The sequence below is a fragment of the Colwellia sp. BRX10-9 genome, assembly GCF_014077405.1.
In the GTDB taxonomy this organism is placed as follows: domain Bacteria; phylum Pseudomonadota; class Gammaproteobacteria; order Enterobacterales; family Alteromonadaceae; genus Colwellia_A.
The window spans coordinates 101,824-124,146 of the sequence record NZ_JACGVV010000004.1; the positions used below are offsets into that span (position 1 = coordinate 101,824).

At 38.5% G+C, this 22,323-nt stretch carries 19 protein-coding genes; 15 read left to right on the plus strand and 4 right to left on the minus strand.

Annotation, left to right across the window (positions count from 1 at the left end):
* The first annotated feature begins 111 nt into the window (after window positions 1-111).
* From flgE to fliD, 12 genes are all read left to right on the plus strand, one after another.
* Window positions 112-1,527 carry a flagellar hook protein FlgE gene (gene flgE, locus H4J69_RS03875; protein WP_182221081.1) on the plus strand — a complete coding sequence of 472 codons (1,416 nt, stop codon included), beginning with the start codon at window positions 112-114 and terminating at the stop codon, window positions 1,525-1,527.
* A 331-nt stretch (window positions 1,528-1,858) separates the two neighbouring features.
* A complete protein-coding gene (flgF, locus tag H4J69_RS03880) occupies window positions 1,859-2,602 on the plus strand; it encodes a flagellar basal-body rod protein FlgF (RefSeq protein ID WP_146799142.1) in 744 nt (247 codons plus the stop codon).
* 28 nt (window positions 2,603-2,630) lie between these two features.
* A complete protein-coding gene (flgG, locus tag H4J69_RS03885) occupies window positions 2,631-3,419 on the plus strand; it encodes a flagellar basal-body rod protein FlgG (protein WP_070374649.1) in 789 nt (262 codons plus the stop codon).
* Window positions 3,420-3,435: 16 nt separating this feature from the next.
* Window positions 3,436-4,119: a flagellar basal body L-ring protein FlgH gene (gene flgH / locus H4J69_RS03890; protein WP_070374648.1), complete on the plus strand. Its 684-nt coding sequence runs from the start codon at window positions 3,436-3,438 to the stop codon at window positions 4,117-4,119.
* 35 nt (window positions 4,120-4,154) lie between these two features.
* Window positions 4,155-5,279 (plus strand): flagellar basal body P-ring protein FlgI, encoded by a 1,125-nt coding sequence (locus tag H4J69_RS03895; protein ID WP_404842388.1) that lies wholly within the window; start codon window positions 4,155-4,157, stop codon window positions 5,277-5,279.
* 15 nt (window positions 5,280-5,294) lie between these two features.
* Window positions 5,295-6,410: a flagellar assembly peptidoglycan hydrolase FlgJ gene (gene flgJ / locus H4J69_RS03900; RefSeq protein WP_070374647.1), complete on the plus strand. Its 1,116-nt coding sequence runs from the start codon at window positions 5,295-5,297 to the stop codon at window positions 6,408-6,410.
* A 54-nt stretch (window positions 6,411-6,464) separates the two neighbouring features.
* The gene (gene flgK / locus H4J69_RS03905; protein WP_182244598.1) at window positions 6,465-8,498 is read left to right on the plus strand and encodes a flagellar hook-associated protein FlgK; all 2,034 of its coding nucleotides are present in this window, start codon (window positions 6,465-6,467) and stop codon (window positions 8,496-8,498) included.
* A gap of 9 nt (window positions 8,499-8,507) precedes the next feature.
* Window positions 8,508-9,731, plus strand: coding sequence for a flagellar hook-associated protein FlgL (gene flgL / locus H4J69_RS03910; protein ID WP_182244597.1), 1,224 nt, complete (start codon window positions 8,508-8,510; stop codon window positions 9,729-9,731).
* A 182-nt stretch (window positions 9,732-9,913) separates the two neighbouring features.
* Window positions 9,914-11,482: a flagellin gene (locus H4J69_RS03915; protein WP_182244596.1), complete on the plus strand. Its 1,569-nt coding sequence runs from the start codon at window positions 9,914-9,916 to the stop codon at window positions 11,480-11,482.
* Between the two features lie 425 nt (window positions 11,483-11,907).
* On the plus strand, window positions 11,908-13,473 hold the full coding sequence (locus H4J69_RS03920) for a flagellin (protein ID WP_182244595.1): 1,566 nt from the start codon (window positions 11,908-11,910) through the stop codon (window positions 13,471-13,473).
* A gap of 144 nt (window positions 13,474-13,617) precedes the next feature.
* Entirely contained in the window at window positions 13,618-14,037 is a 420-nt protein-coding gene (locus H4J69_RS03925) for a flagellar protein FlaG (protein WP_182221075.1), read from the plus strand.
* 128 nt (window positions 14,038-14,165) lie between these two features.
* Window positions 14,166-15,605: a flagellar filament capping protein FliD gene (fliD, locus tag H4J69_RS03930; protein WP_182244594.1), complete on the plus strand. Its 1,440-nt coding sequence runs from the start codon at window positions 14,166-14,168 to the stop codon at window positions 15,603-15,605.
* A 346-nt stretch (window positions 15,606-15,951) separates the two neighbouring features.
* Here fliD and H4J69_RS03935 read toward each other — a convergent pair whose 3' ends face one another.
* The 4 genes from H4J69_RS03935 to H4J69_RS03950 all read right to left on the minus strand — a co-directional run bounded on the left by H4J69_RS03935 (window position 15,952) and on the right by H4J69_RS03950 (window position 17,470).
* Window positions 15,952-16,110: a hypothetical protein gene (locus H4J69_RS03935; RefSeq protein ID WP_182244593.1), complete on the minus strand. Its 159-nt coding sequence runs from the start codon at window positions 16,108-16,110 to the stop codon at window positions 15,952-15,954.
* A 196-nt stretch (window positions 16,111-16,306) separates the two neighbouring features.
* Window positions 16,307-16,696, minus strand: coding sequence for a flagellar protein FliT (locus tag H4J69_RS03940; protein WP_182221073.1), 390 nt, complete (start codon window positions 16,694-16,696; stop codon window positions 16,307-16,309).
* Window positions 16,696-17,094: a flagellar export chaperone FliS gene (gene fliS / locus H4J69_RS03945; RefSeq protein WP_182221072.1), complete on the minus strand. Its 399-nt coding sequence runs from the start codon at window positions 17,092-17,094 to the stop codon at window positions 16,696-16,698. The genes H4J69_RS03940 and fliS overlap by 1 nt, the downstream gene beginning before the upstream one ends.
* 91 nt (window positions 17,095-17,185) lie before the next feature.
* Entirely contained in the window at window positions 17,186-17,470 is a 285-nt protein-coding gene (locus tag H4J69_RS03950; RefSeq protein WP_182221071.1) for a hypothetical protein, read from the minus strand.
* A 568-nt stretch (window positions 17,471-18,038) separates the two neighbouring features.
* Between H4J69_RS03950 and H4J69_RS03955 the strand changes: the two genes are divergently transcribed.
* The 3 genes from H4J69_RS03955 (at window position 18,039) to H4J69_RS03965 (ending at window position 22,269) form a co-directional block, all read left to right on the plus strand.
* Window positions 18,039-19,508: a sigma-54 dependent transcriptional regulator gene (locus H4J69_RS03955; RefSeq protein ID WP_182213512.1), complete on the plus strand. Its 1,470-nt coding sequence runs from the start codon at window positions 18,039-18,041 to the stop codon at window positions 19,506-19,508.
* 246 nt (window positions 19,509-19,754) lie between these two features.
* On the plus strand, window positions 19,755-20,942 hold the full coding sequence (locus H4J69_RS03960; RefSeq protein ID WP_182244592.1) for a PAS domain-containing sensor histidine kinase: 1,188 nt from the start codon (window positions 19,755-19,757) through the stop codon (window positions 20,940-20,942).
* The gene (locus H4J69_RS03965) at window positions 20,929-22,269 is read left to right on the plus strand and encodes a sigma-54 dependent transcriptional regulator (RefSeq protein WP_182221069.1); all 1,341 of its coding nucleotides are present in this window, start codon (window positions 20,929-20,931) and stop codon (window positions 22,267-22,269) included. Before H4J69_RS03960 ends, H4J69_RS03965 begins: the two co-directional genes overlap by 14 nt.
* Window positions 22,270-22,323: the final 54 nt, after the last annotated feature.

Here is a 22,323-nt window from a genome sequence, read left to right on the forward strand (position 1 = left end):
TTAATAGTTCTTCGAACTAAATAAATTTAAGCCACTGTTATTTCAATGAAGAGTGAATACTCGAAAATTAGAAATAATTAAGATAAACAGTTTTTTATATGAGGTGCAATTATGTCATTTAATATAGCGTTGAGCGGATTAAACGCTGCTCAAAAAGATTTGGATGTTACATCAAATAACATCGCTAACGTTAATACCACCGGCTTTAAAGAGTCGCGTGCGGAATTTGTTGATGTGTATGCAGCATCATTACTTGCTTCTGGTAAAACAAAAGTGGGTGACGGTGTTTTGACGGCAGATGTCGCTCAGCAGTTTCAGCAAGGTAGTATTCAGTTTACTAATAACGCGTTAGATTTAGCCGTTACGGGTAATGGTTTTTATGCAACAGTACCTGAACTTGACTCCTTAGAAACGTCATATACCCGAGCAGGTCAGTTTAAATTAAACGATAGTAACTTTGTTGTTAACTCTGCGGGTGAGCATTTATTAGGTTTCCCCGTTAACCCTGACGGCACCTCTGCGTCGGTAAGTTTAAGTACGGCAGAGCCTATTCGTATTCCTACGGCCTCTGGTGCTCCTCAAAAAACCAGTGAAGTAGATGTACGAATGAACTTACCTGCGGGTGATTCTTTCATTAGTAGTGCGCCAGGTAACTTTGATCCCGATGATCCTTTGACTTTTAACCATTCAACTTCAGTGACTATTTTTGATTCATTAGGTGATAGTCATATAATGACTTATTACTTTATTAAAGATAATCCTTCGTCTGATGCTAACGAGTGGATGATGTTTGCTGGCGTTGATGGCATACCGGTAGATTTAGCTGATCCAGGTGGACAGACAGATCCAGATCCAACGGCAGCTCCAGGAACGCCAATAACAAATCCACAAGGTGGCGGTAGTTCAGGTCCGTTATCAGCAAGTGGCGGTGTTACTGGCATGCGTATGTACTTTGATTCTTCAGGTGATTTTGTTGCACAATTACCTATGCCAGGTGACGGTGGTGCTATTACCGTGGCACTTGGAGCGACAATATTAGCCAATGGTGCTGATCCAACTCAAACCGTGAAAATTAATTTTAATCTAGACCCTCTTGGCCCTAATCCAAATGAACCTACGCAGTTTGCTTCAAACTTTGAAGTGACTTCGCTTGAGCAAGATGGCTTAGCGGTTGGTCGATTAACCGGTATAGATATTGGTAGTGATGGTTTAATTCGAGCGACTTACAGTAATGGTACCTCAGAACCATTATCACGCATTGCTTTAGTAAACTTTGCCAATGAACAGGGCTTAACGCAAATTGGTAATACTTCATGGAAAGAAAGTATTAGTTCCGGTGAAGCATTGGCTGGTGAGGCGGGTTCAGGTACTTTTGGTACTATTAATTCATCGGCATTAGAGCAATCAAACGTTAACTTAACCACAGAATTAATCGACTTAATTTCAGCACAACGAAATTTTCAGGCTAACTCTCGTGCACTAGAAGTTGATAACCAGCTAAACCAAACTATTCTACAGATTCGATAAATAAATCTTTAAAATAATCTAGTCTATGATAAATAAAAGAGATAAAACGTAAAATGTTTTATCTCTTTTTATGTTCAGGATGAACGGTATAGATGTAGAGCGAAACATAGCTATTCTTAGGCATCCATTTCTTCATCGCATTAATACTTCTTTATGTGTCAATGCCCGAGCAGCGGATGGTCTTTATCAAACCACCTTTCTTTCAAAACCTCAGTCGGTTCCTTTTCGTTGACGATAAAACGATTATTTTTCCATCTTCCTTTTCCTGTTCTATTTCTTCTGGCACTGTTATTGCATTTCTCATTGTAAGATACAATTTTAGAGATCTGTTATGGACAAAATGCTTTATATCGCAATGAGCGGTGCGAAACAAAATATGCATTCGCTTGCCGTTAATGCTAACAACCTTGCTAACGCTAAGACTACGGGTTTTAAAGCCGATTTAGCACAGGCGCGTTCAATGCAAGCTTTTGGCGAAGGCCTGCCTTCTCGTGTGTTTGCCATGACAGAAAATGCCAGCCAAAACTTTGACAGTGGTTCTTTGATGCAAACTTCTCGAGATTTAGATCTTGCCATTCAAGGGCCGGGTTGGTTTGCTGTTCAAGCTGAAAATGGTACTGAAGGTTATACACGTGATGGCCAATTTAGACTCAACGAAGAAGGTGCTTTAGAAACCTCTAAAGGCGAGCTTGTCTTAGGAGATACTGGCCCGATATTTATACCTCTACCAGTCAATAATATTCATATCAGTAAAGATGGCACCATCATGGTTCAGCCTGAAGGAGCACCTAGTTCTCTTCAAGAAGAAGTGGGTCGTCTAAAAATGGTTAACCCGAGGGTGCAAGAGTTAGCAAAAGGTGCTGATGGCTTGTTTCGTCGAAAAGATGGACTAAATGAGAATGCTGACGTCAATGTCAAAGTCGAAAATGGCATGCTTGAAGCAAGTAACGTAAACCCTATTGGGGAGATGACTGCGATGATTTCTTTGCAACGTCAGTTTGAAATGCAATTAAAACTCATGAAAACAGCCGAAGAAGTTGATGCAAGTTCAGCATCTTTATTACGTGCTTTCTAATTTAAATAAATAATTTTTGAGGTGATTTATGAACCCAGCATTATGGATAAGTAAAACAGGGTTAGATGCGCAAACAAAAGATATTGCGGTAATTTCTAATAATTTAGCTAACGCCAGTACCATAGGTTTTAAGAAAAGTCGTGCCGTATTTGAAGATTTACTCTATCAAACGATTAATCAGCCAGGTGGTCGCTCTGCACAAGATACAGAGATGCCTTCAGGCTTAATGCTTGGCGCGGGTACAAAAGTGGTGGCTACGCAAAAAATTCATACCCAAGGTGATATGCAAACTACCGATAACGCTTTAGATCTAATGATCCAAGGTGAAGGTTTTTTTGAAGTGCAACTCCCTGACGGTACATCGTCATATTCAAGAAATGGTCAATTTACCATGGATGAAGAGGGCAATATGGTTACACCGGGCGCGGGTTATTTAATTCAACCACAAATAACTATTCCGCCTGATGCATTGAGTATTATTGTTTCTCAAGATGGTGAAGTCTCTGTAACTCTTCAGGGGCAACCTGATCCTGCTGTTATCGGTCAAATTAATACAGTTAACTTTGTTAACCCGACCGGTTTGCAGCCAATAGGGCAAAATTTATACATTCAAACAGCGGTTAGTGGTGCTCCACAAGAAGGGGTTCCAGGTTTAGAAGGTTTTGGGATGATAGTGCAAGGCGCGCTAGAAACCTCGAATGTAAATACCACCGAAGAACTTGTTAACTTGATTGAAAGTCAACGGGTATATGAAATGAACTCAAAAGTAATTTCAGCAGTTGATGAAATGCTTAGTTATATTAATCAGCAGTTATAGCGTTAAGGAATCTCTTATGAAAATTCACTTAGTCTTAGTTATCTTTTTTTTATCAATAACGGGTTGTGCCAGTGTTGAACAGGCAAAAACGTTACCTGACGATCCTGACTTTGCGCCGATTTTACCCGAAATGGAAGAAGCCTCTATTATCCCGACGGGTTCACTGTTTAGAGCTAACTACGTTAATAATATTTATTCTGACTCAAAAGCTCATCGTGTTGGTGACATTATTTCAGTGACGTTAAGTGAAAGTACACAAGCACAGAAAAATGCTAAAACAGAGTTGAGTAAAGAAAATAGTGCCAGTCTAGATCCTATTATTGGTTTAGGCGGCGCTGCAGTAAACTTTAAAAATAATGCCATTCAATTTGGCTATAACCAAGGCTCTGACTTTAGTGGTGATTCAAAGTCTAACCAAGGTAATAGCTTAAACGGTCATATTTCTGTACATGTTTTGCGTGTTTTGCCCAATGGCAATTTGATGATCCGTGGTGAAAAATGGATGACTTTAAATAACGGTGACGAATTTATTCGCTTAACCGGTGTTATTCGCGCACAAGATATTAGCTCTAGTAACACCATTGTTTCTGGTAAAATCGCCAATGCGCGCATTGAATATGCAGGTACTGGGACTTTTGCTGATGTACAAGAACAAGGTTGGTTATCGAGTTTCTTTACTAGCTCTTGGTGGCCCCTGTAGGGTTAATTGAACATAAACTTTCAATAGGTATTATTATGAACACTTTTTTCACAAGTATGAAAGTTACTGTCTTGGTGCTAACATTTTTGTTTAGTTCGATGAGCTCTGCACAGCGAATTAAAGATTTAGCCGATGTTGCTGGTGTCCGAAGTAATCAATTGATAGGTTATGGTTTAGTGGTGGGTTTACCTGGCACAGGCGAACAAAGTCCATTTACCGAACAAAGTTTTAAAACCATGCTAAGTAATTTTGGTATTACTATGCCGGCTAATTTAAAACCAAAAATTAAAAATGTTGCTGCGGTTGCTGTTCATGCTGAGTTACCCGCATTTACTAAACCCGGCCAAAGAATTGATATTACAGTTTCTTCAATGGGCAGTGCGCAAAGCTTACGTGGTGGAACATTAATACAAACTATTCTCATGGGTATTGATGGCAATGCTTATGCCGTTGCTCAAGGCAGTTTAGTCGTTAGCGGTTTAGGTGCTGAAGGTTTAGATGGCTCAAAAGTTATTGTTAATACCCCAACCGTAGGCCGTATTGCTAATGGTGCTATGGTTGAACGTGAAGTTATTTCACCATTTACTTCTGGCGATTATATTACCTTTAATCTTAGAGATTCTGATTTCAGTAGTGCGAGAAGTTTAGAGCGAGTCATTAATAGCGAGTTTGCTAACATTAACGATCCCGCCACTTTTATTGCTCGCGCTATTGATGCAACTTCTATTCAAGTCAATGCACCAAGAGATGCGAGCCAACGAGTCAGTTTTTTGGCTGCCTTAGAAAACTTAGAATTCGAACCTTCACGTCCGGCGGCGAAAGTTATTGTTAACTCCCGTACTGGTACCATCGTGATCGGCTCTGATGTGCGCTTATTGCCTGCCGCCATTACTCATGGTGGTATTACGGTAACGATTAATGAAACACGAGATGTCTCTCAGCCTAATGCTTTTGCTGATGGTAATACGGCGGTGACGAATCAATCTATTGTTAACGTTAATAAAGATGATAACCGGATGTTTGTTTTTGATCCGGGGGTAAGCTTAGACACACTCGTTCGAGCGATTAATGAAATTGGTGCCGGCCCTGGTGATGTTATGGCTATTCTTGAAGCGCTATCACAAGCGGGTGCATTACGAGGAGAATTGATCATTATTTAATGATCAATAAAGCTTATGATTACACCGAATCAATCATCATTAACTTCATTGGCACCGCAGGCATCTGTGACCGCTAATTCTCAGAATTTTTTAGACATCAATGGCTTGAATTCTATTCGCCAACAGTCTAAAGAAACTGATAAAGGCTCAAAAGATGCGGCTTTACAAACAGCGGCCAAGCAGTTTGAAGCGATTTTTATGCAAATGCTGATGAAAAGTATGCGTAAAGCACAAGACGTTTTAGAGTCAGATAGTCCCTTTAATTCAGAAAGTACAAAATTTTATCGTGATATGCATGACCAACAAATGTCATTAGAATTATCAAATAACGGCTCTTTAGGTTTATCGGACTTAATCGTTCGCCAGCTAGGTGGTGACACTGAAAGTTTTACCCCGCAGTCATTTTTACAAAGTGATAATCGCTTCAGTAAAAGTAACGGCTTACTCAGTGAAGATAATAATAAAGGCAAGTCAATTGTCGACACAGGGATCCTTATTTCGGCAGAGGATCGTCAAACTAATGACTCGGGTGATCGTTCAACTAATAATAGACAAGCATTATTTGATATGCCACAACGAGCGCCTTCTTCGTCTAATACGGTAAATTCGTTAGATAACAAACCGTCTGTTTATGAAATGCTTGCCATGCAAGAGCCTCAGTATCAGCAACCTAAAGACTTTGTTATGGCATTAACTGAAGATGCTAAACGTGTTGAAGAAAAGTTAAATATTCCCTTTGAAGTTGTTATAGCTCAAGCCGCATTAGAAACTGGCTGGGGACAAAAAATCATCAAAACAGAAAGTGGTCAAAGCTCTAATAACTTGTTTAACATTAAAGCCGATAAACGCTGGGATGGCGACAAAATTAATAAGGAAACCCTTGAATTTGAGCAAGGTGCTATGGTTAAAAAACGTGAACCCTTTCGCGTTTATGAAACCATTAGTGACAGCGTTAATGATTACATGCAGTTTCTCTCAAACAGCGAACGCTATAAAAATGCATTAGACAAAGCTGGCGATGTGGAACACTTCCTGCATAACCTACAGAGTGCTGGTTATGCGACGGATCCCAAATACGCAGAAAAAATTAAGGGAACACTACGAACCGTAACCAGTTTACTAAATAAGTAAATAAGCGCTCAGCATATAAATGCATTGAGTTTTGGTTAGGTTAGGAGTGAAGTCATGTCGGTTAACTTATATAACACAGGTGTTAGTGGTTTACTTGCCGCACAGCAGCAGCTGGCGACAACGGGTCATAATATTGCCAATGTTAATACAGAAGGTTATAGCCGACAACGCGCAGAACAAAATTCATCGGTGGGTTTATTCAGTGGTGGCAACTATGTTGGCTCTGGTACCTATGTTAACGATATCACTCGCCTATACGAACAATTCTCCCATAAAGAACAATTACTCAATCAAAGTAAACTCGGTAATGCTGACTTATTACAAGGGCGTTTAACACAACTAGACCAAGTAATGAGTACCTCAGGTAACGCCGTAGTAGGTTCACTTGACAGTTTTTACCAATCACTCAATGGCGTTGCTGACAATCCTAATGATTTAGGTTTACGCAGTATTGTGCTTAATCAAGCGAATATTTTAAGCAAAGACTTTAATGAGCTGACTAATAATTTTGACAATATGACCAAAGCGGTCAACGGTGAAATTGAACAAATTGCTACTAAGATTTCTGAAATATCAAATGAATTAGCAAAAATTAATGAAACCATTATGCAAACTCAAGGATTAAATCAAACTGGGCAACCTAATGATTTACTTGATAAACGAGACCAACTAATTGGTGAGCTAAGTAAGTTTACCAAAGTGACTACCGTAGAAGATGCTAACGGTGTACTCACTGTAATGATAGGACAAGGTACGACATTGGTTGCCGGTATTACGCCAATGACAGTACAAGTTAAGGCTGGCGATCCCGATCCAAATAAAACCCAGCTAAGTTTAGTCAGTGGCAATAGTCGTGTGGCATTAAATGGCTCTACGTTAGGTGGCTCTTTAGCGGCAAATTTTGAATTTAGAGACCAGCATTTAAATCAAACGCGTAAAGAAATTGATCGCTTAGCTATGTCTATATCGTCAATATTAAACGACAGTCAAGCCAGTGGTTTAGATCTAAATGGTGTTCAAGGGGCAAGTTTTTTCACCGATATTAATGCGACACAATTACAACAAGGTCGTGTGCTAGCTCCTTCATCAAACACAGGTACCACACAACCTCAAGTGGTTATCAACGACGTTTCTTTATTATCTACTGATGACTTTGAAGTGCGTTTCGATGGTACTGATTTTACGTTATATAATTTGACTACCGGTGGAAGCGAAAACCTAGGGATGCCTGGTACAGGTACTCCTGCAGGAACGCATACTGCCACTACACCCAATTACGGTTTCTCATTTATTGAAACAGCGGGTGGAACGCTTCAGGCAGGTGACAAGTTTACTATTGTACCGACCAAAAACAGCGCAGCATTAATGCAAGCGACATTAACTGACGCTAATGCCATCGCAGCAAGTACAGCGATTGCGGTGACACCGTCGAGTAACAATATTAGCAATGGTAAAATAGAAATTACTAATGTGACTAACCCTGTTGCGGCGAGTGCATATGATATCACTGTTGATGTATATGAAACACCACCACCACCACTGCCAGCACCCCAAATACCTACCGGAATATTTGAGTATCGAGTCTATAACACATCAACGCCACCACCTGGAACGCCGGCCATAGCATCAGGCAGTTATGCAACAGGGGCGAGTGCTATTATTGATATTCCTGCCGGCTCACCTGATTTTCAAATTGAAATTAAAGGTGATCTTGCTGGTTCAGGCGCTAATGCACGTGAAACCTTTACCTTAGGTAATGCTTTTGGTGTTGGTAATGGTAATCATGCGGTTGCTATGGCAAAGACCCAAGAAATAGGTGTGGTCAATGCGGGAAAACAAACCTTTAGCGAAAGCTTAGCCGTTTCAACCTCAATAGTAGGTTCAAAAGCGAGTAATGCTGATTTATCAGCAGATACCGCACAGGCCTTATTTACTCAAGCTTATAACCGTAATCAAGCGACATCAGGTGTAAATCTTGATGAAGAAGCTGCGAATCTTTTGAGATATCAACAAGCTTATCAAGCGGCATCACAAATAATCTCTACAGCAAATACTATTTTTGACACCATTTTATCGGCAGTTAGGTAAGGAATTTTTATGCGCGTTTCTACAGCTCAGTTTTACTTACAAAGTTCACAGCAAATGAGCCAAAAAAGCTCTGATGTTAATGATCAAATGGCTTACTTATCAAGTGGTAAACGAGTGTTAACCGCAAAAGACGATGCTATTTCTTATAGTACCTTAGCTGGCTATAACAATGACTTAGCCAACATAGAAAAATATAAACGCAATATTACTATGGCTGAAAGTCATAATAATATTCAAGAAATTGTTTTTGCTGGTGTAGAGGATATATTAAATAACATCAAAGATCAGATGTTACAAGCAAACAATGGCGCAATGACTGATGTGGATATACAAGCCATAGCCAAACAAACTAGAAATAGTTTTGAGCAAATACTTGAACTTGCCAATAGTCAAAATGCAAACGGCGATTATATATTTTCTGGTTTTAAAACTGATCAACAACCCTTTAGTCAACATGTTGACGGTAGTGTTTCTTATAGTGGTGACTCTGGTGTAAGGGAGTTACAAATAGCTAAAAATATAAAAATACCCACCAATCAAACTGGCGATGCTACTTTTTTAAAGGTAGATAACCCCATTGGTGATTTTACCGCTAACTATACTTCTAATACGTCAGGCGTAGCCTTAGCTAGTGCTAATGTTACCGACAGAGGTACTTATAACACGAGTGCCATGCCGCATGATTATACGTTTACCGTTGACGCTTTAACGAATGATTTAACCGTAACGGATGTTAATGGTAATATTGCTTTTCCAGTTGCACCCGCGACACCTGCGCCCCACTTAGCAGGGCAAACAATCTCTTTTGATGGTATAGAAGTTACTCTAAGCGGCAATCCTTTGCCGGGTGATAGCTTTACCATGAGTGAGCAGGAGAACGTTAGTATATTTGAAACTATCAATGATGCTATTTCCTGGATGGAAAACAGCGCAGTTTCTACAAACCTTGAACAACACCAAGTGGATTACAATACTCTACTCGACCAGTTTAATTCAGCCATGACTCACATTACATCAAAACGAGTAGATTCGGGTGTTCGCTTACAGGTGCTTGAAAGCCAGCAGAGTAGGCATCTAGATATGGAATTAAACCTTTCTAGCGGTAAGTCAAACATCGAAGACTTAGATTTTGCCAAAGCGATTTCTGAGTTTGAACAATCAAAAATAGCGTTACAAGCATCACAACAAGCATTTACCAAAGTACAAGGCTTAACCTTATTTAATTACATATGATTTTATTACTGCTACTTTTCAAGTGGCACGGTTCATGCTTTATTCTTTGTAGTAATAAAAAACAACAAAAATCTGTCTGTGTAAATTAATTTAATGGGACAGTATTTTATTAATAAAAGAGCAGAGGCTTGCTTTACAAGCTTCTAATAACACTAGTAAATGTAAAAATTAGGAGCTATATCATGGCCATAACAGTCAATACCAATGTAACCTCGTTGAACGCTCAACGTAATTTAACAAAATCTGGAGAAAACTTAGCCACTTCAATGCAACGTCTATCTTCTGGTATGCGTATCAATGGCGCTAAAGATGATGCCGCAGGTATGCAAATATCAACGCGCTTAACGTCACAAATTAGTGGTTTAGCAGTAGCGCAACGTAATGCTAATGATGGTATTTCAATGGCGCAAACTGCAGAGGGGGCTATGCAGTCCTCTACCGATATTTTACAACGTATGCGTGACTTGTCATTACAGTCAGCTAACGGCTCAAACTCAACATCAGATCGTGAAGCACTACAAAAAGAAGTATCAGCATTGCAATCAGAGTTAACCCGTATTGCTGATACGACTACTTTTGGTGGTCAAAAATTATTAAATGGTAGTTACGGTACGCAGCAGTTCCAAGTAGGCTCAGATAGTAATCAAACTATTGGTGTTACGTTGGAGTCAGTGGGAGCTGAGGATATTGGGCTAGAAGGCAAAGGTATTACTATGGCTGCCTTGACGGGTTTTTCAGATATCCGAACATCGCCTGTGGCAATTACAACTGATGAACTTGCTATGACCGTTGGCGGGAAAACGACTAGTCTTGAAATGACTACAGGTATGAGTGCTGCTGATTTAGCTGGACAAATTAATGGTGTAGAAGGTGTGTTCGGTGTAGGCGCAACCACGCAAGTAGCGGTTGGTGACTTTACGACTAACACAACTGCAGGTGATGTTATAAACCTAAACGTTGCGGGTGTAGAAATATCTTTTACAACAGGCGGGGGTGATACTAATAATGTTATTGTTGCGGGTTTAAATACAGCAATAACACCAGCAACTACAGAAGCACTTGCGGCTCAAGGTATAGTAGCAAGCGTACAAAGTGATGGTACTGATAATGCTTTAATATTTACTAACACTACTGGTGAAAACGTAGCGGTTACTATGGAAATTACAGGTGCATTAACAGATGGTGCAGTTGGCCAAGTAGCAGCCTGGGCAACTGACGCTACAGGTATTGCGGGTGCAGAAGTAGGGACAGCTTTAACAGTAACTGCGGGCGTAAGCGCTACCGCTAGTACTTCAGCGGATGTGACGGGACGTTTAGATTGGACAGCATCTATTGTTGATAGTAAATACGGTACTGCTTCGTTAGATGTTACTGCGGGTGCTATGGTTACTGGTGGTGGTGGTGCGGCAACATTATCGGCAGATACTAGACTAACTAGTATTGCAGACCTAGACATATCTACTGCAGGCGGCTCTCAGTCTGCGATAGATGTAATTGATGCTGCGCTAGCATCGATTGGCGATTCGCGTGCAGACTTAGGTGCTACGCAAAACCGTTTTAGCCAAACTATTGGTAACTTGGCCAACATTCAAGAAAATGCATCTGCATCACGTAGTCGAATTATGGACACTGATTATGCGACTGAAACGGCTGTAATGACTAAGAACCAAATATTGCAACAAGCAGGTACTTCAATCTTAGCGCAAGCTAATCAAATACCACAAGCGGCAATTAGCTTGATCGGTGGTTAGTTTTAGTTACTTAAGTCTCTTTAAAATTGAAAGTTAAGAATATAAATAAAACAAAGGCTGAATAAGAAATTATTCAGCCTTTTTAAGTTGTGGTTATTAATTTTTAGCCATCTACTAGTTCAGGATAGAGTGCCTAAAACATTTTAATTTTGGACTGATATTATTAGAATTACTCGAAAAAGCTGTTGTTTATAAGGGATGTATAGATGTTTTATCATTATTTTATTCTGAATAATTAAATATTTATGAGTTTTGTGTAAAAAAGATTAAAGTTAATTTAATGGCTGCCGTTACTGTTACTAGAACGGGTACTTAATGACACTTTCCATCATTTGATTTACAAAATGAAAAGCATCAAATTAGGTTCCTGACTTATAAAAATTGTTTAACTAACGTATTACATATTGTAATCAGGAGTTTTAAAAATGGCTATTTCAGTAAACACTAACGTTACCTCATTAAATGCACAACGTAACTTATCTAAATCAGGCGCAGCGTTAAGCCAGTCTATGGAACGCTTATCATCAGGTATGCGTATTAACAGCGCTAAAGATGATGCAGCTGGTATGCAAATTTCAACTCGTTTAACTTCACAAATTAGTGGTTTAGGTGTAGCGCAACGAAATGCTAACGATGGTATTTCAATGGCACAAACTGCAGAGGGTGCATTGCAATCTTCTACCGATATTTTACAACGTATGCGTGACTTGTCATTACAATCATCGAATGGCTCTAACTCAACAACAGACCGTGAAGCACTACAGAAAGAAGTAACAGCATTGCAATCAGAACTAACCCGTATTGCTGACACGACTACATTCGGCGGTCAAAAATTATTAAATGGTGATTACGGCACACAACAGTTTCAAGTAGGCTCAGACAGTAATCAAACCATCGGTGTGACCTTAAATTCAGCTGCTGCAGAGGATATTGGTTTAGAAGGTAAAGGATTGACTATAGCGGCCTTAACGGGGTTTTCAGATATTCGTACAACGCCAGTCGCAATTACAACTGATGCTCTAGCTATGACCGTTGGTGGTACTACAACTAACCTTGAAATGACTACGGGCATGAGTGCAGCTGATTTAGCCGGACAAATTAATGGTGTAGAGGGTGTGTTCGGTGTTGGCGCTACTACCCAAGTAGCGGTTGGTGATTTTACTACGAATACAACTGCAGGTGATGTCGTAAATTTAAATGTTGCTGGTGTAGAGATTTCTTATACTACAGGTGCAGGTGATACTAACGATGTTATTGTTGCGGGTTTAAATGGTGCAATATCACCAGCAACAACAGAGGCACTTGCAGCGAAAGGTATTATAGCAAGTGTGCAAAGTGATGGTACCGATAATTCATTAATATTTACTAACAGTACAGGTGATAATGTTGCGGTTACCATGGAAATTAAAGGTGGTTTAACTGATGGTGCTGTTGGTAAAGTATCATCATTTACAACAGATACAACAGGGAGTGCAGGTGTTGTAACAGGAACTGCTATAACAGTAACTGCAGGTGTAAGTGCAACCGTTAGTACTTCTGCAGATGTTACTGGTCGTCTAGATTATTCGTCAGCAATTATTGACAGTAAATACGGTACCGCTTCGTTAGATGTTACTGCTGGTGCGATGGTTACAGCTGGTGGTGGTGCTGCAACATTGTCAGCAGATACTAAATTAAGCAGTATTGCAGACCTTGATATATCTACCGCAGGAGGCTCTCAATCAGCAATAGATATTATTGATGGAGCATTACAACAAATTGGTAATGAGCGTGCTGAATTGGGTGCTACACAAAACCGTTTTAGTCAAACTATTGGTAACTTAGCAAACATTCAAGAAAACGCTTCAGCATCACGTAGCCGTATTCAAGATACTGATTATGCGACAGAGACTGCGGCAATGACTAAAAATCAAATATTGCAACAAGCAGGTACATCAATCTTAGCGCAAGCTAACCAATTACCACAAGCAGCGTTAAGCTTAATCGGTTAATTGAATAGGCATTCGCAAGTAATTAGTAAGATAATTAATTAACCTTACTAATTAGGAAAACATGAGGAAGGCCTATTAGTTAATAGTTCCTTCCTTTTTCTGTATTTACTTGTGATATTTTAGTTTCATGTTTAGGAGTTAGTGATGAGTGCAATAAACACTTCAACGGTTAATAGTATTAATGTTAACTCAAGCAGAGCTGATAATGTTGAAAATGACTTTCAAGCCCACGATAGTTCCGTAGCAAAAAGTCCGATGTCTGATATTGTCACAGGTAACAAAACTATTGAATTAGTGGCTAAGGCGGATAGTTCAGAACAGCAAGGTAAAGTGCTAATATCTTCAGAGCAGCTAGAGAAGGTGGCGCAAAATTTGCAGGATTTTGTTGGTGAAATGAACAAAGGCTTAGAGTTTTCTGTAGATAAAGACTCAGGCCGAGACGTAATTAAAGTAACAGATAAAAAAAGTGGTGATTTAATAAAACAATACCCCACAGAAGAAGTATTAGATTTAGTAGCGAAGCTTTCTGAGGCAACAGGTAATTTTATTAATACTGATGTATAGTTATAAAAGTACCGCAATAGATAAATGGTGTTTATAACATTTAGTCAATATTATTAATAATAGGTTGCTGTAAGTAGATAATATAGCTTGTTAATATAGCTATTATAATAGATGAAACGTGGTGGTTTATGCCTAATATTACATTTAATGGTTTAGGATCTGGCTTACAAGTAGCCGACATTGTCAACGCTATCGTTGGCGCTGAAAAAGTGCCCTTTGAAACGAGACTTAATCGTAAAGAAGCGGCAATGACAACAGATATCTCTGCTGTTGGTGCACTTAAATCAGCACTACAAAAAGTGCAAGATTCTATGTCTAATTTAGCTGATGCTGATCGATATCAATTGCGTGAAGCAAAAGGTAATGATGATTTTATCTCTATGGCGTCAAATAAAGATGCAGAAGTGGGTAACTATTCGGTAAAAGTAGATACTCTTGCTGAAAAACATAAATTGCTTTCTGCAGGTATCGATAGTGAAGAAGTGGTTGGTGAAGGCACGCTCACTATAAATTCAGGTGATAATAGCTTTGAGGTTGTGGCTTCAGATACGGCGACATTAGCGGATATTCGTGATGCCATAAACGATAGTGACGATAATGATTCAGTCATCGCTACGATTATAACTGATGATGATGGTCAGCATTTAGTGCTATCGAGCAAAGAAACAGGGCTAGCAAATGCAATTACTATCGTTGTAGATGATGTCGGTGATGTCGGCGTAGATGGCTTTAATAACACCGATGCGGATGGTCTTTCACGTTTAGCCTATGAACCTAATTCTGAATCACCTAATTATTCCTTAAGCATGGATGAAGCAATACCTGCTGTTGACGCACAGATAACCATTGATGGTTCTTTGGTCGTTACTAATAGTACCAATACGTTTACCAACGTGATTGATGGTGTAGATATTACAGCGAAGAAAAAACACAGTGTGGATGATGACTTAAGTAGCGTAACATTAAGTGAGAATAACGCGAATATTGAAGCAGGGGTTAATGACTTTGTTAAAAACTACAATAGTCTTTTATCGCTAAGTAAAACGTTAGGGCAAGCAGGAGAAGGCAGTACTGGCCCGCTGGTAGGCGACTCTCTATTACGAGGCGTTATGAGTAAACTACGTCAACAAGTCAGCACTCCTTTTGAGACCAGTGGTGGTGAAAGCATATCGTTATCGCAGTTAGGTGTTCGAAGTGATCGTTATGGTGTATTGACGTTAGATAAAAGTGACCTAAATGAATTTGTTGCAAAAAATGTAGATGGTATTCAAAACTTTTTTGTGGGCTCTGAAGATGCCCCTGGCTTCGCCGCATCAGTTGATACATTGATGAAGTTTTATACAGATTCTGATGGGGTGATTCAAAGTCGAATTGATAGTAAGAAAAACCAATTAGAAAATTTAGATGATGATCGTCTTTCTTTTAGTCGAAGAATGGATGATTTGGAAGCACGACTGTATAGCCAATATAATGCAATGGATTTGTTGGTAGCCAATCTAAATGCTACAGGTAGCTATATTACCGCGCAGTTAGATAATATGCCAGGTGTGGTTAAACAAAATAAGTAAATCCTGAATCTTTAAGTGGAAATGCTTATATTTCAAAATCTTATTTCGAAAGCTTTAGTGTTTTTTTTAATTAGTGTCTGTTTACCCCATTGCTTATTAACTTAATAATAAATGCTACTTTGATTCGCAATCCTCTTTTTTGTTAAGTTGTATATATGACTTTCTATAACTAATATAAGTAATAGAAATTAACTTACAATAAACTAGCAATTTTACTATAGAGACTAGTTGCTTGGCTGTTAGTTAAGTTCCAATTGTTCGCGCCCTACTTATTTGTACTAACGCTGATGACGTAATTGGCAATATCTTCTATGTCTCTTGATGCATCTATTTGAGTTTCCTTTTGTTATTGTTGTTCAAGACCAAGTTGTAAAATTTCAACGATGTCCTTTGTAAAAACTCCTAAACCAGGCTTTAACGGCTTTTCTTTCATCGCAGGACTTGCGTTAGACATAATGCTAAGTGAGATATTACTACTTGCAGTTAATGGGTTAGCAACAGACATATTGCACTCCAGTTTTATTGAACTAGATAATGACGGTTGCCAATTATTACCTAGCGCATAGTAAAGTATAGTTGTGTTTATTTGAAAATTAAACGTTTTCGTAATGTAGGAGGATATACTTAGCAGTGAACACCAATAAATAAGGTGTTAACTTGCCCGTGTGACTTTGTAAGTGATTGATATTTATTTGATTTACTTATGGTTGATTAGTGTTTTTGATAAGGTTTTGATAAGATTTTGATACTTTTTTACTCTTTTTTAAGTTTAATACTTGCTCAGCTATTTCTTGTTTACAGCTTGCAGAATTGGTTGTTAACTCACTATCAAGGGTAAGCATCTCTTGTAGAAGAGACATGTGTGAACTTATATCTTCACTAGTGTTCTGTTCAAATAAGTTAGTGATTAATATTTGTCTAGCGGTCACTAGGTCAGTTAACTCTTCATTTGAGGGCTGTTCTTCAGTACTTTCTAAAGAGGATTCATTTTGAGTGGGCTGTAGACTTGTCTGTACTGATAGTATACGCGACAAGAGTTGTCGCGATATATCATTTATTTGTTCAATAAAACGTTTAGTGTTATTTGGCACTAAAAACTAACCTTACCCTGGCTTTCTACAGGAATGGAGTCCCAGCCAGACTTAATAGGCAATAATATTTGGATAACCTCCTCTAGCTTATCGGGGTCATTGTTAGTGCTAGCAACTAATAACTGTTCTGAACAATATTTATAAAGTGAAGCTAAGTTTTCTGAAACTTCACCACCTTGTTTAAAATCAAGAGAGCCCTCTAAAACACCAATAATAGCGATAGCGTTTGATAGTTCAGTGCCTTTTTTTTCAAAATTATTTTGTGAAATTGCGCCTTTAGCGGTAGCGATATTACCTAATAATTTTTGAAATAGCATAGCAACTAATTGATAAGGTGATGCCTGCTGAGCAGTACTTTTATTGGTTTGATGATACTTTTTAAGTGAAGCGTGTGTCATAGACACCTCCTCGTTAGCTATACCTTCAGTATAGAAAACTTGTAGAATTGAAACAATAGCTATAGTTGATAACTTTAAAAACTTAGCTAATTTAAACCAATGGCTGGTTATTTACGGTGACAGCAAAGCCTTCATTTTGTGCTTTTTGATAAGCCTTTAATAACACATCATGAGTTATATCTTCTTTATTATTTAAGACACCGTTGCTTATTACTTCAATATTATCCCAACCGCGAGTGACTAAATACTCTTCTATTTGCGTGATTTGTTGTTCAAAAGGCATTTCTTTTGAAAACATATTAAACTCGTGACGGGTTCCTTTAGTAAACTCTTTATTATCATGCATTAATTCAGCAGTGCCATTTATGATCAACATCTGATTTCCTATTTTTAAGATATGGTTATTGATAAATATGACCATGCTTTTATTATGCCAAACTTGTTGATTTATTAGTTTGTTACTGTTTTTAAAGTTAAGTCATTGAAGTTAAGTTAAAAATAAAAAATATTTTTTACTGCTCTTTCCGCATTAAAATTGAAAAGTGATTATTTATATTGATTACAACTTTTTGACACTAGTATTCGCTTAACAATTTTAAATATTAATTCTGTTGCATTATTTATTTTTTATCTGTAGTTGTTCTTACACAATAAGCTTGCCATATTTGTATTTATAGGAACCATAGCGCTCTGCTATTAACAAATTATCTTAGAGTATTTATCGGTAAATTTTTATTTATCTTTAGACATTTTATATTTATATGAAGATAGCGATATCTATCGTTAAGTTAGAATCTGCTATCTGACTTGATTTATCGAGTAAAAAAATATCTATACTATTCAAGTCAATTTTATGACGTTACAGTGTCAATTTATTGTTGCTTATTTACTATATCTCGCTAGAATAAAATTATAGATAACAAAAATATGGTTTTATTAGATATATGCAGGGTCAAAAACATGTACTTGTCGTTGATAACGACATTGCCAGACGCGATCAAATAGCGACCGTATTATCATTTGTCGGTGAACATTTTTATGTGTGTCCTGAAGATGATATTGAGCAGTATTTTAAAGAAACTGATAATATTCTTACGGTGGTTTTGTGTGGCAAGGTCAGTGACTTACTGGTCGATTTTGTTAAAAAACACCCTGAAACACCTTTTATCCTCCATGATGTACTCGACGCGACTTTATTAAGTGGTGCTGTTAATGTTTTAGGCAGTTTAGCTGTGCCTTTAAATTATGCTCAGCTTACCGAGCAAGTACACCACTGTCATCAATACCATAACCAATTACCCTCAAAGCGAAATCACAACGGTCCTAATTTGTTATTCCGCTCTTTGGTGGGCGCCAGTGAACCTATGTTACAAGTGCGCTTTTTAATTGAACAAGTGGCTAGTACGCAAGCGAGTGTCTTGGTTTTAGGTGAATCAGGTACGGGTAAAGAAGTTGTCGCACGTAATATTCATAATTTATCTGACCGCGCTAAGGGGCCTTTTGTTCCGGTTAACTGTGGCGCTATACCCGGTGAATTATTGGAAAGTGAATTATTTGGTCATGAAAAAGGTGCCTTTACGGGCGCTATTTCTACCCGTAAAGGGCGTTTTGAAATGGCTGAGGGTGGCACGTTATTTCTTGATGAAATAGGTGATATGCCTCAACCCATGCAAGTGAAGCTACTTCGTGTTCTGCAAGAACGTACTTTTGAGCGTGTCGGTGGCGCCAAGAGTATTAAAACCAATGTGCGTATTATTGCTGCAACCCATCAGCACTTAGAAGATATGATCACCGCGGGCACATTCCGCGAAGATTTATTCTATCGTCTTAATGTTTTTCCTATTGAAACACCGGCATTACGTGATAGAAAAGAAGATATTCCATTACTGATTAAAGAACTTATTTCTCGTTTTGAAGCAGAGCAAGGACAAAGTGTTCGTTTTACTGAGCAAGCGATTGAATCTTTAAAATTACATGCTTGGGCAGGTAATGTTCGAGAATTATCTAACTTAATTGAACGTATGATCATTATGTTTGCTGAGCAAGTGGTTAATGTCAGTGAATTACCAGCAAAGTATCGTCATATTGATGTTGAAGAGTATCAACCTGAATACCCTGATGAGTTGCAAGAACGTGATGCGATAAATGAGCTATTTTCTGGCTTTGATTATGATGACGAAGAAGATACCAGCAGTTTTGCTGACCAACCAGAAGAAGCATCTGTGGTTGATGTTTTACCAAACGATGGCTTGAATTTAAAAGAATACTTAGCAGATCTTGAAGTGTCGATGATAAACCAAGCACTTGAGAAAAATGACTGGGTTGTTGCACGCTCGGCAGAATTATTAGGGATGCGTCGAACCACATTAGTTGAAAAAATGCGTAAGTATAACTTACAAAAAAACACTAACTAATATCCTACGTTAACCAAATGTATTGATTGTTATATCCGTTATTACACCAGCCGTTGTACTGGAAAGTATCGCGAGGGTTAGCGCCTTTATCTTTGGTTGAACTGAATATTCTTAGACAGTAAAGCCAAATTTTTGACGGCAAGAATTGTTCTAAAAATAGCTTCTAACATCATGTAAATTAATATAAAACCTCTTTGGCATAGTTAATGCTTTATTCAGTTGGTATTTTTAAATTGAGTAAAGTATATGGCCGTTGCAATTTCACATTCATCAGCATCTTCTAAATTGTCTACACCCATTCATTGTGTGGAAGATAATCTGTTTCATAAAGCTAAGTTTGCTTTTACTCCGCAGTCATTTGCCCATAGCGATACGTTAGAAAGTGAAGCATACCGTGGCGAGCTATCGTTACTTCGTCAAAAGTCTAATCAACTTGAGCAAATTATTGATGTTATGCCGACCGGGATGATAATGCTTGATGGTAACGGTATTGTTATTAAAACCAATAAAATTGCTAGTTTGTTACTCGATGAACCGATTCTTGGTCAAGCTTGGTTTGATGTTATTAAACGCTCCTTTAAACCTCGTGCCGACGATTGGCATGAAGTGTCATTGAAAGACGGCCGCCGAGTTAAATTAGAAATCACTGCTTTAGGTGATCAACCTGGCCAGTTAATTATGATCACCGATTTGACCGAAACGCGTTTATTACAAGATAAACTTAGCCATATGCAGCGTTTATCGTCATTAGGTCATTTGGTTTCAAAGCTTGCTCATCAAATTCGCACACCACTTTCTGCCGCTATGTTATATGGCGCAAATTTAAAAAATAAAAAGCTTTCTTCAGACGATCGAAGTAGCTTTCAAGATAAATTAATGGCGCGCTTGCACGACTTAGAACAACAAGTAAACGATATGTTGTTGTTTTCAAAAAGTGGCAAGCAAAAAGTTGTTGAACCACTTTCAATTAATAAATTGATTACCCATTCAGTTAACGCCGTAGAAGCATTAATTGTTCAGGCCAAAGCGAAAGTAAACATTAAGCTTTGTGATGATGATTGCCAAATCTTAGGTAATAAACGTGCGTTAAGCGGTGCTATTGAAAACTTAATTCACAACAGTTTACAAGTTATTAAGCAGGGTGCGGAGATATCCATTACCACCTACTGCCAAAATGAATACGCTTACATTAGTGTACAAGATAATGGTCAAGGTATTAGTGAAGAGCTTGCCAATAAAATTTTTGAACCTTTTTATACATCAAGGGCACAGGGAACCGGCTTAGGTTTAGCGGTGGTAAAGTCAGTTGCTAAGGCTCATCAAGGCGATGTTCGCTTAGTGAGTAAGCCAGGAGAGGGCGCGCACTTTTGTATTCACTTACCTATTTTAGACACAAACAATGTTAACGGGGAGAACACTAATGAATCAAAGTAAAATATTAGTTGTTGAAGATGATGCAGGATTACGTGAAGCCCTGATGGATACTTTAAAGTTATCAGGTTATCAATGTATTGAAGCTCAATCAGGTGAAGATGCTTTACTCACGCTTAAAGAACAAAGTGTTGATCTCGTCGTTAGTGACGTGCAAATGGATGGTATGTCGGGCTTAACACTACTCAATAGTATTAAAAGAAATTGGCCAAATTTACCTGTGCTGATAATGACGGCATACGGTACGATTCATGATGCTGTTCAAGCGATGCGTGATGGCGCCTGTAATTATATGGCAAAACCTTTCGCGCCAGAAGTGCTACTTAATATGGTTAACCAATATGTGCCATTGAATGTGACTAGTCGGCATGAACCTGTGGTTGCTGACGCACAAAGTATTGAACTATTAGCGTTAGCAAAGAAAGTCGCGACCACAGATGCTTCTGTTATGGTGCTCGGCCCCAGTGGCTCTGGTAAGGAAGTATTAGCACAATACGTTCATTATCATTCGAACCGAAGTGATAAGCCCTTTGTTGCCATAAACTGTGCTGCAATTCCAGAGAATATGCTGGAAGCGACTTTATTTGGTTATGAAAAAGGTGCCTTTACCGGAGCCATTCAAGCGTGCCCAGGTAAATTTGAACAAGCACAGGGCGGTACTATTTTATTAGACGAGATCACTGAAATGGATCTTGGCTTACAAGCAAAAATTTTACGGGTCTTACAAGAGCGAGAAGTTGAACGCTTAGGAGGTCGAAAAACAATTAAGCTTGATGTTCGTGTTATCGCAACCAGCAATCGTGATTTAAGAGTGGCTGTAAAAGATGGCATCTTCCGTGAAGATCTCTACTATCGTTTAAATGTCTTTCCATTAACTTGGTTAGCATTAAATAAACGCAGAGATGATATTGTGCCATTAGCCAAACATTTAATTACTCAAGCATCGTTAGCGAATAACATGGCTATTCCAGAACTAACAGCTTCGGCGAGAAATAAACTGACGAGTTACGATTGGCCAGGCAATGTTCGTGAATTAGATAATGTTATTCAACGAGCCATTATTTTGCATAGCGACCAGATTATTAATGCCGGTGACTTGTTAATTGAAAATTTCGACAGTGAAATTATTACTGACGTGGCGTTAGAAAATAATAGCGAAGACATGCTTGGTAATGAATTAAAAATACAAGAGCATCAAATTATTCTTGATACCCTCACCGCTTGCCAAGGTAGCCGTAAAGATGTTGCTGAACGATTAGGCATTAGCCCAAGAACGCTTCGCTATAAAATAGCAAGAATGCGTGATTCGGGCATTCAAATACCAGCCTAACAATCGCTAAAAGGGGTAATATTCCTATAAAGCCAATATTTTCATTTAAAATAT

Bases quoted from the DNA above. Each gene is read 5' to 3' on its own strand.
- flgE (WP_182221081.1), top strand. From the start codon at position 112: ATGTCATTTAATATAGCGTTGAGCGGATTAAACGCTGCTCAAAAAGAT.
- flgF (WP_146799142.1), top strand. From the start codon at position 1,859: ATGGACAAAATGCTTTATATCGCAATGAGCGGTGCGAAACAAAATATG.
- flgG (WP_070374649.1), top strand. From the start codon at position 2,631: ATGAACCCAGCATTATGGATAAGTAAAACAGGGTTAGATGCGCAAACA.
- flgH (WP_070374648.1), top strand. From the start codon at position 3,436: ATGAAAATTCACTTAGTCTTAGTTATCTTTTTTTTATCAATAACGGGT.
- H4J69_RS03895 (WP_404842388.1), top strand. From the start codon at position 4,155: ATGAACACTTTTTTCACAAGTATGAAAGTTACTGTCTTGGTGCTAACA.
- flgJ (WP_070374647.1), top strand. From the start codon at position 5,295: ATGATTACACCGAATCAATCATCATTAACTTCATTGGCACCGCAGGCA.
- flgK (WP_182244598.1), top strand. From the start codon at position 6,465: ATGTCGGTTAACTTATATAACACAGGTGTTAGTGGTTTACTTGCCGCA.
- flgL (WP_182244597.1), top strand. From the start codon at position 8,508: ATGCGCGTTTCTACAGCTCAGTTTTACTTACAAAGTTCACAGCAAATG.
- H4J69_RS03915 (WP_182244596.1), top strand. From the start codon at position 9,914: ATGGCCATAACAGTCAATACCAATGTAACCTCGTTGAACGCTCAACGT.
- H4J69_RS03920 (WP_182244595.1), top strand. From the start codon at position 11,908: ATGGCTATTTCAGTAAACACTAACGTTACCTCATTAAATGCACAACGT.
- H4J69_RS03925 (WP_182221075.1), top strand. From the start codon at position 13,618: ATGAGTGCAATAAACACTTCAACGGTTAATAGTATTAATGTTAACTCA.
- fliD (WP_182244594.1), top strand. From the start codon at position 14,166: ATGCCTAATATTACATTTAATGGTTTAGGATCTGGCTTACAAGTAGCC.
- H4J69_RS03935 (WP_182244593.1), bottom strand. From the start codon at position 16,110: ATGTCTGTTGCTAACCCATTAACTGCAAGTAGTAATATCTCACTTAGC.
- fliS (WP_182221072.1), bottom strand. From the start codon at position 17,094: ATGACACACGCTTCACTTAAAAAGTATCATCAAACCAATAAAAGTACT.
- H4J69_RS03950 (WP_182221071.1), bottom strand. From the start codon at position 17,470: ATGTTGATCATAAATGGCACTGCTGAATTAATGCATGATAATAAAGAG.
- H4J69_RS03955 (WP_182213512.1), top strand. From the start codon at position 18,039: ATGCAGGGTCAAAAACATGTACTTGTCGTTGATAACGACATTGCCAGA.
- H4J69_RS03960 (WP_182244592.1), top strand. From the start codon at position 19,755: ATGGCCGTTGCAATTTCACATTCATCAGCATCTTCTAAATTGTCTACA.
- H4J69_RS03965 (WP_182221069.1), top strand. From the start codon at position 20,929: ATGAATCAAAGTAAAATATTAGTTGTTGAAGATGATGCAGGATTACGT.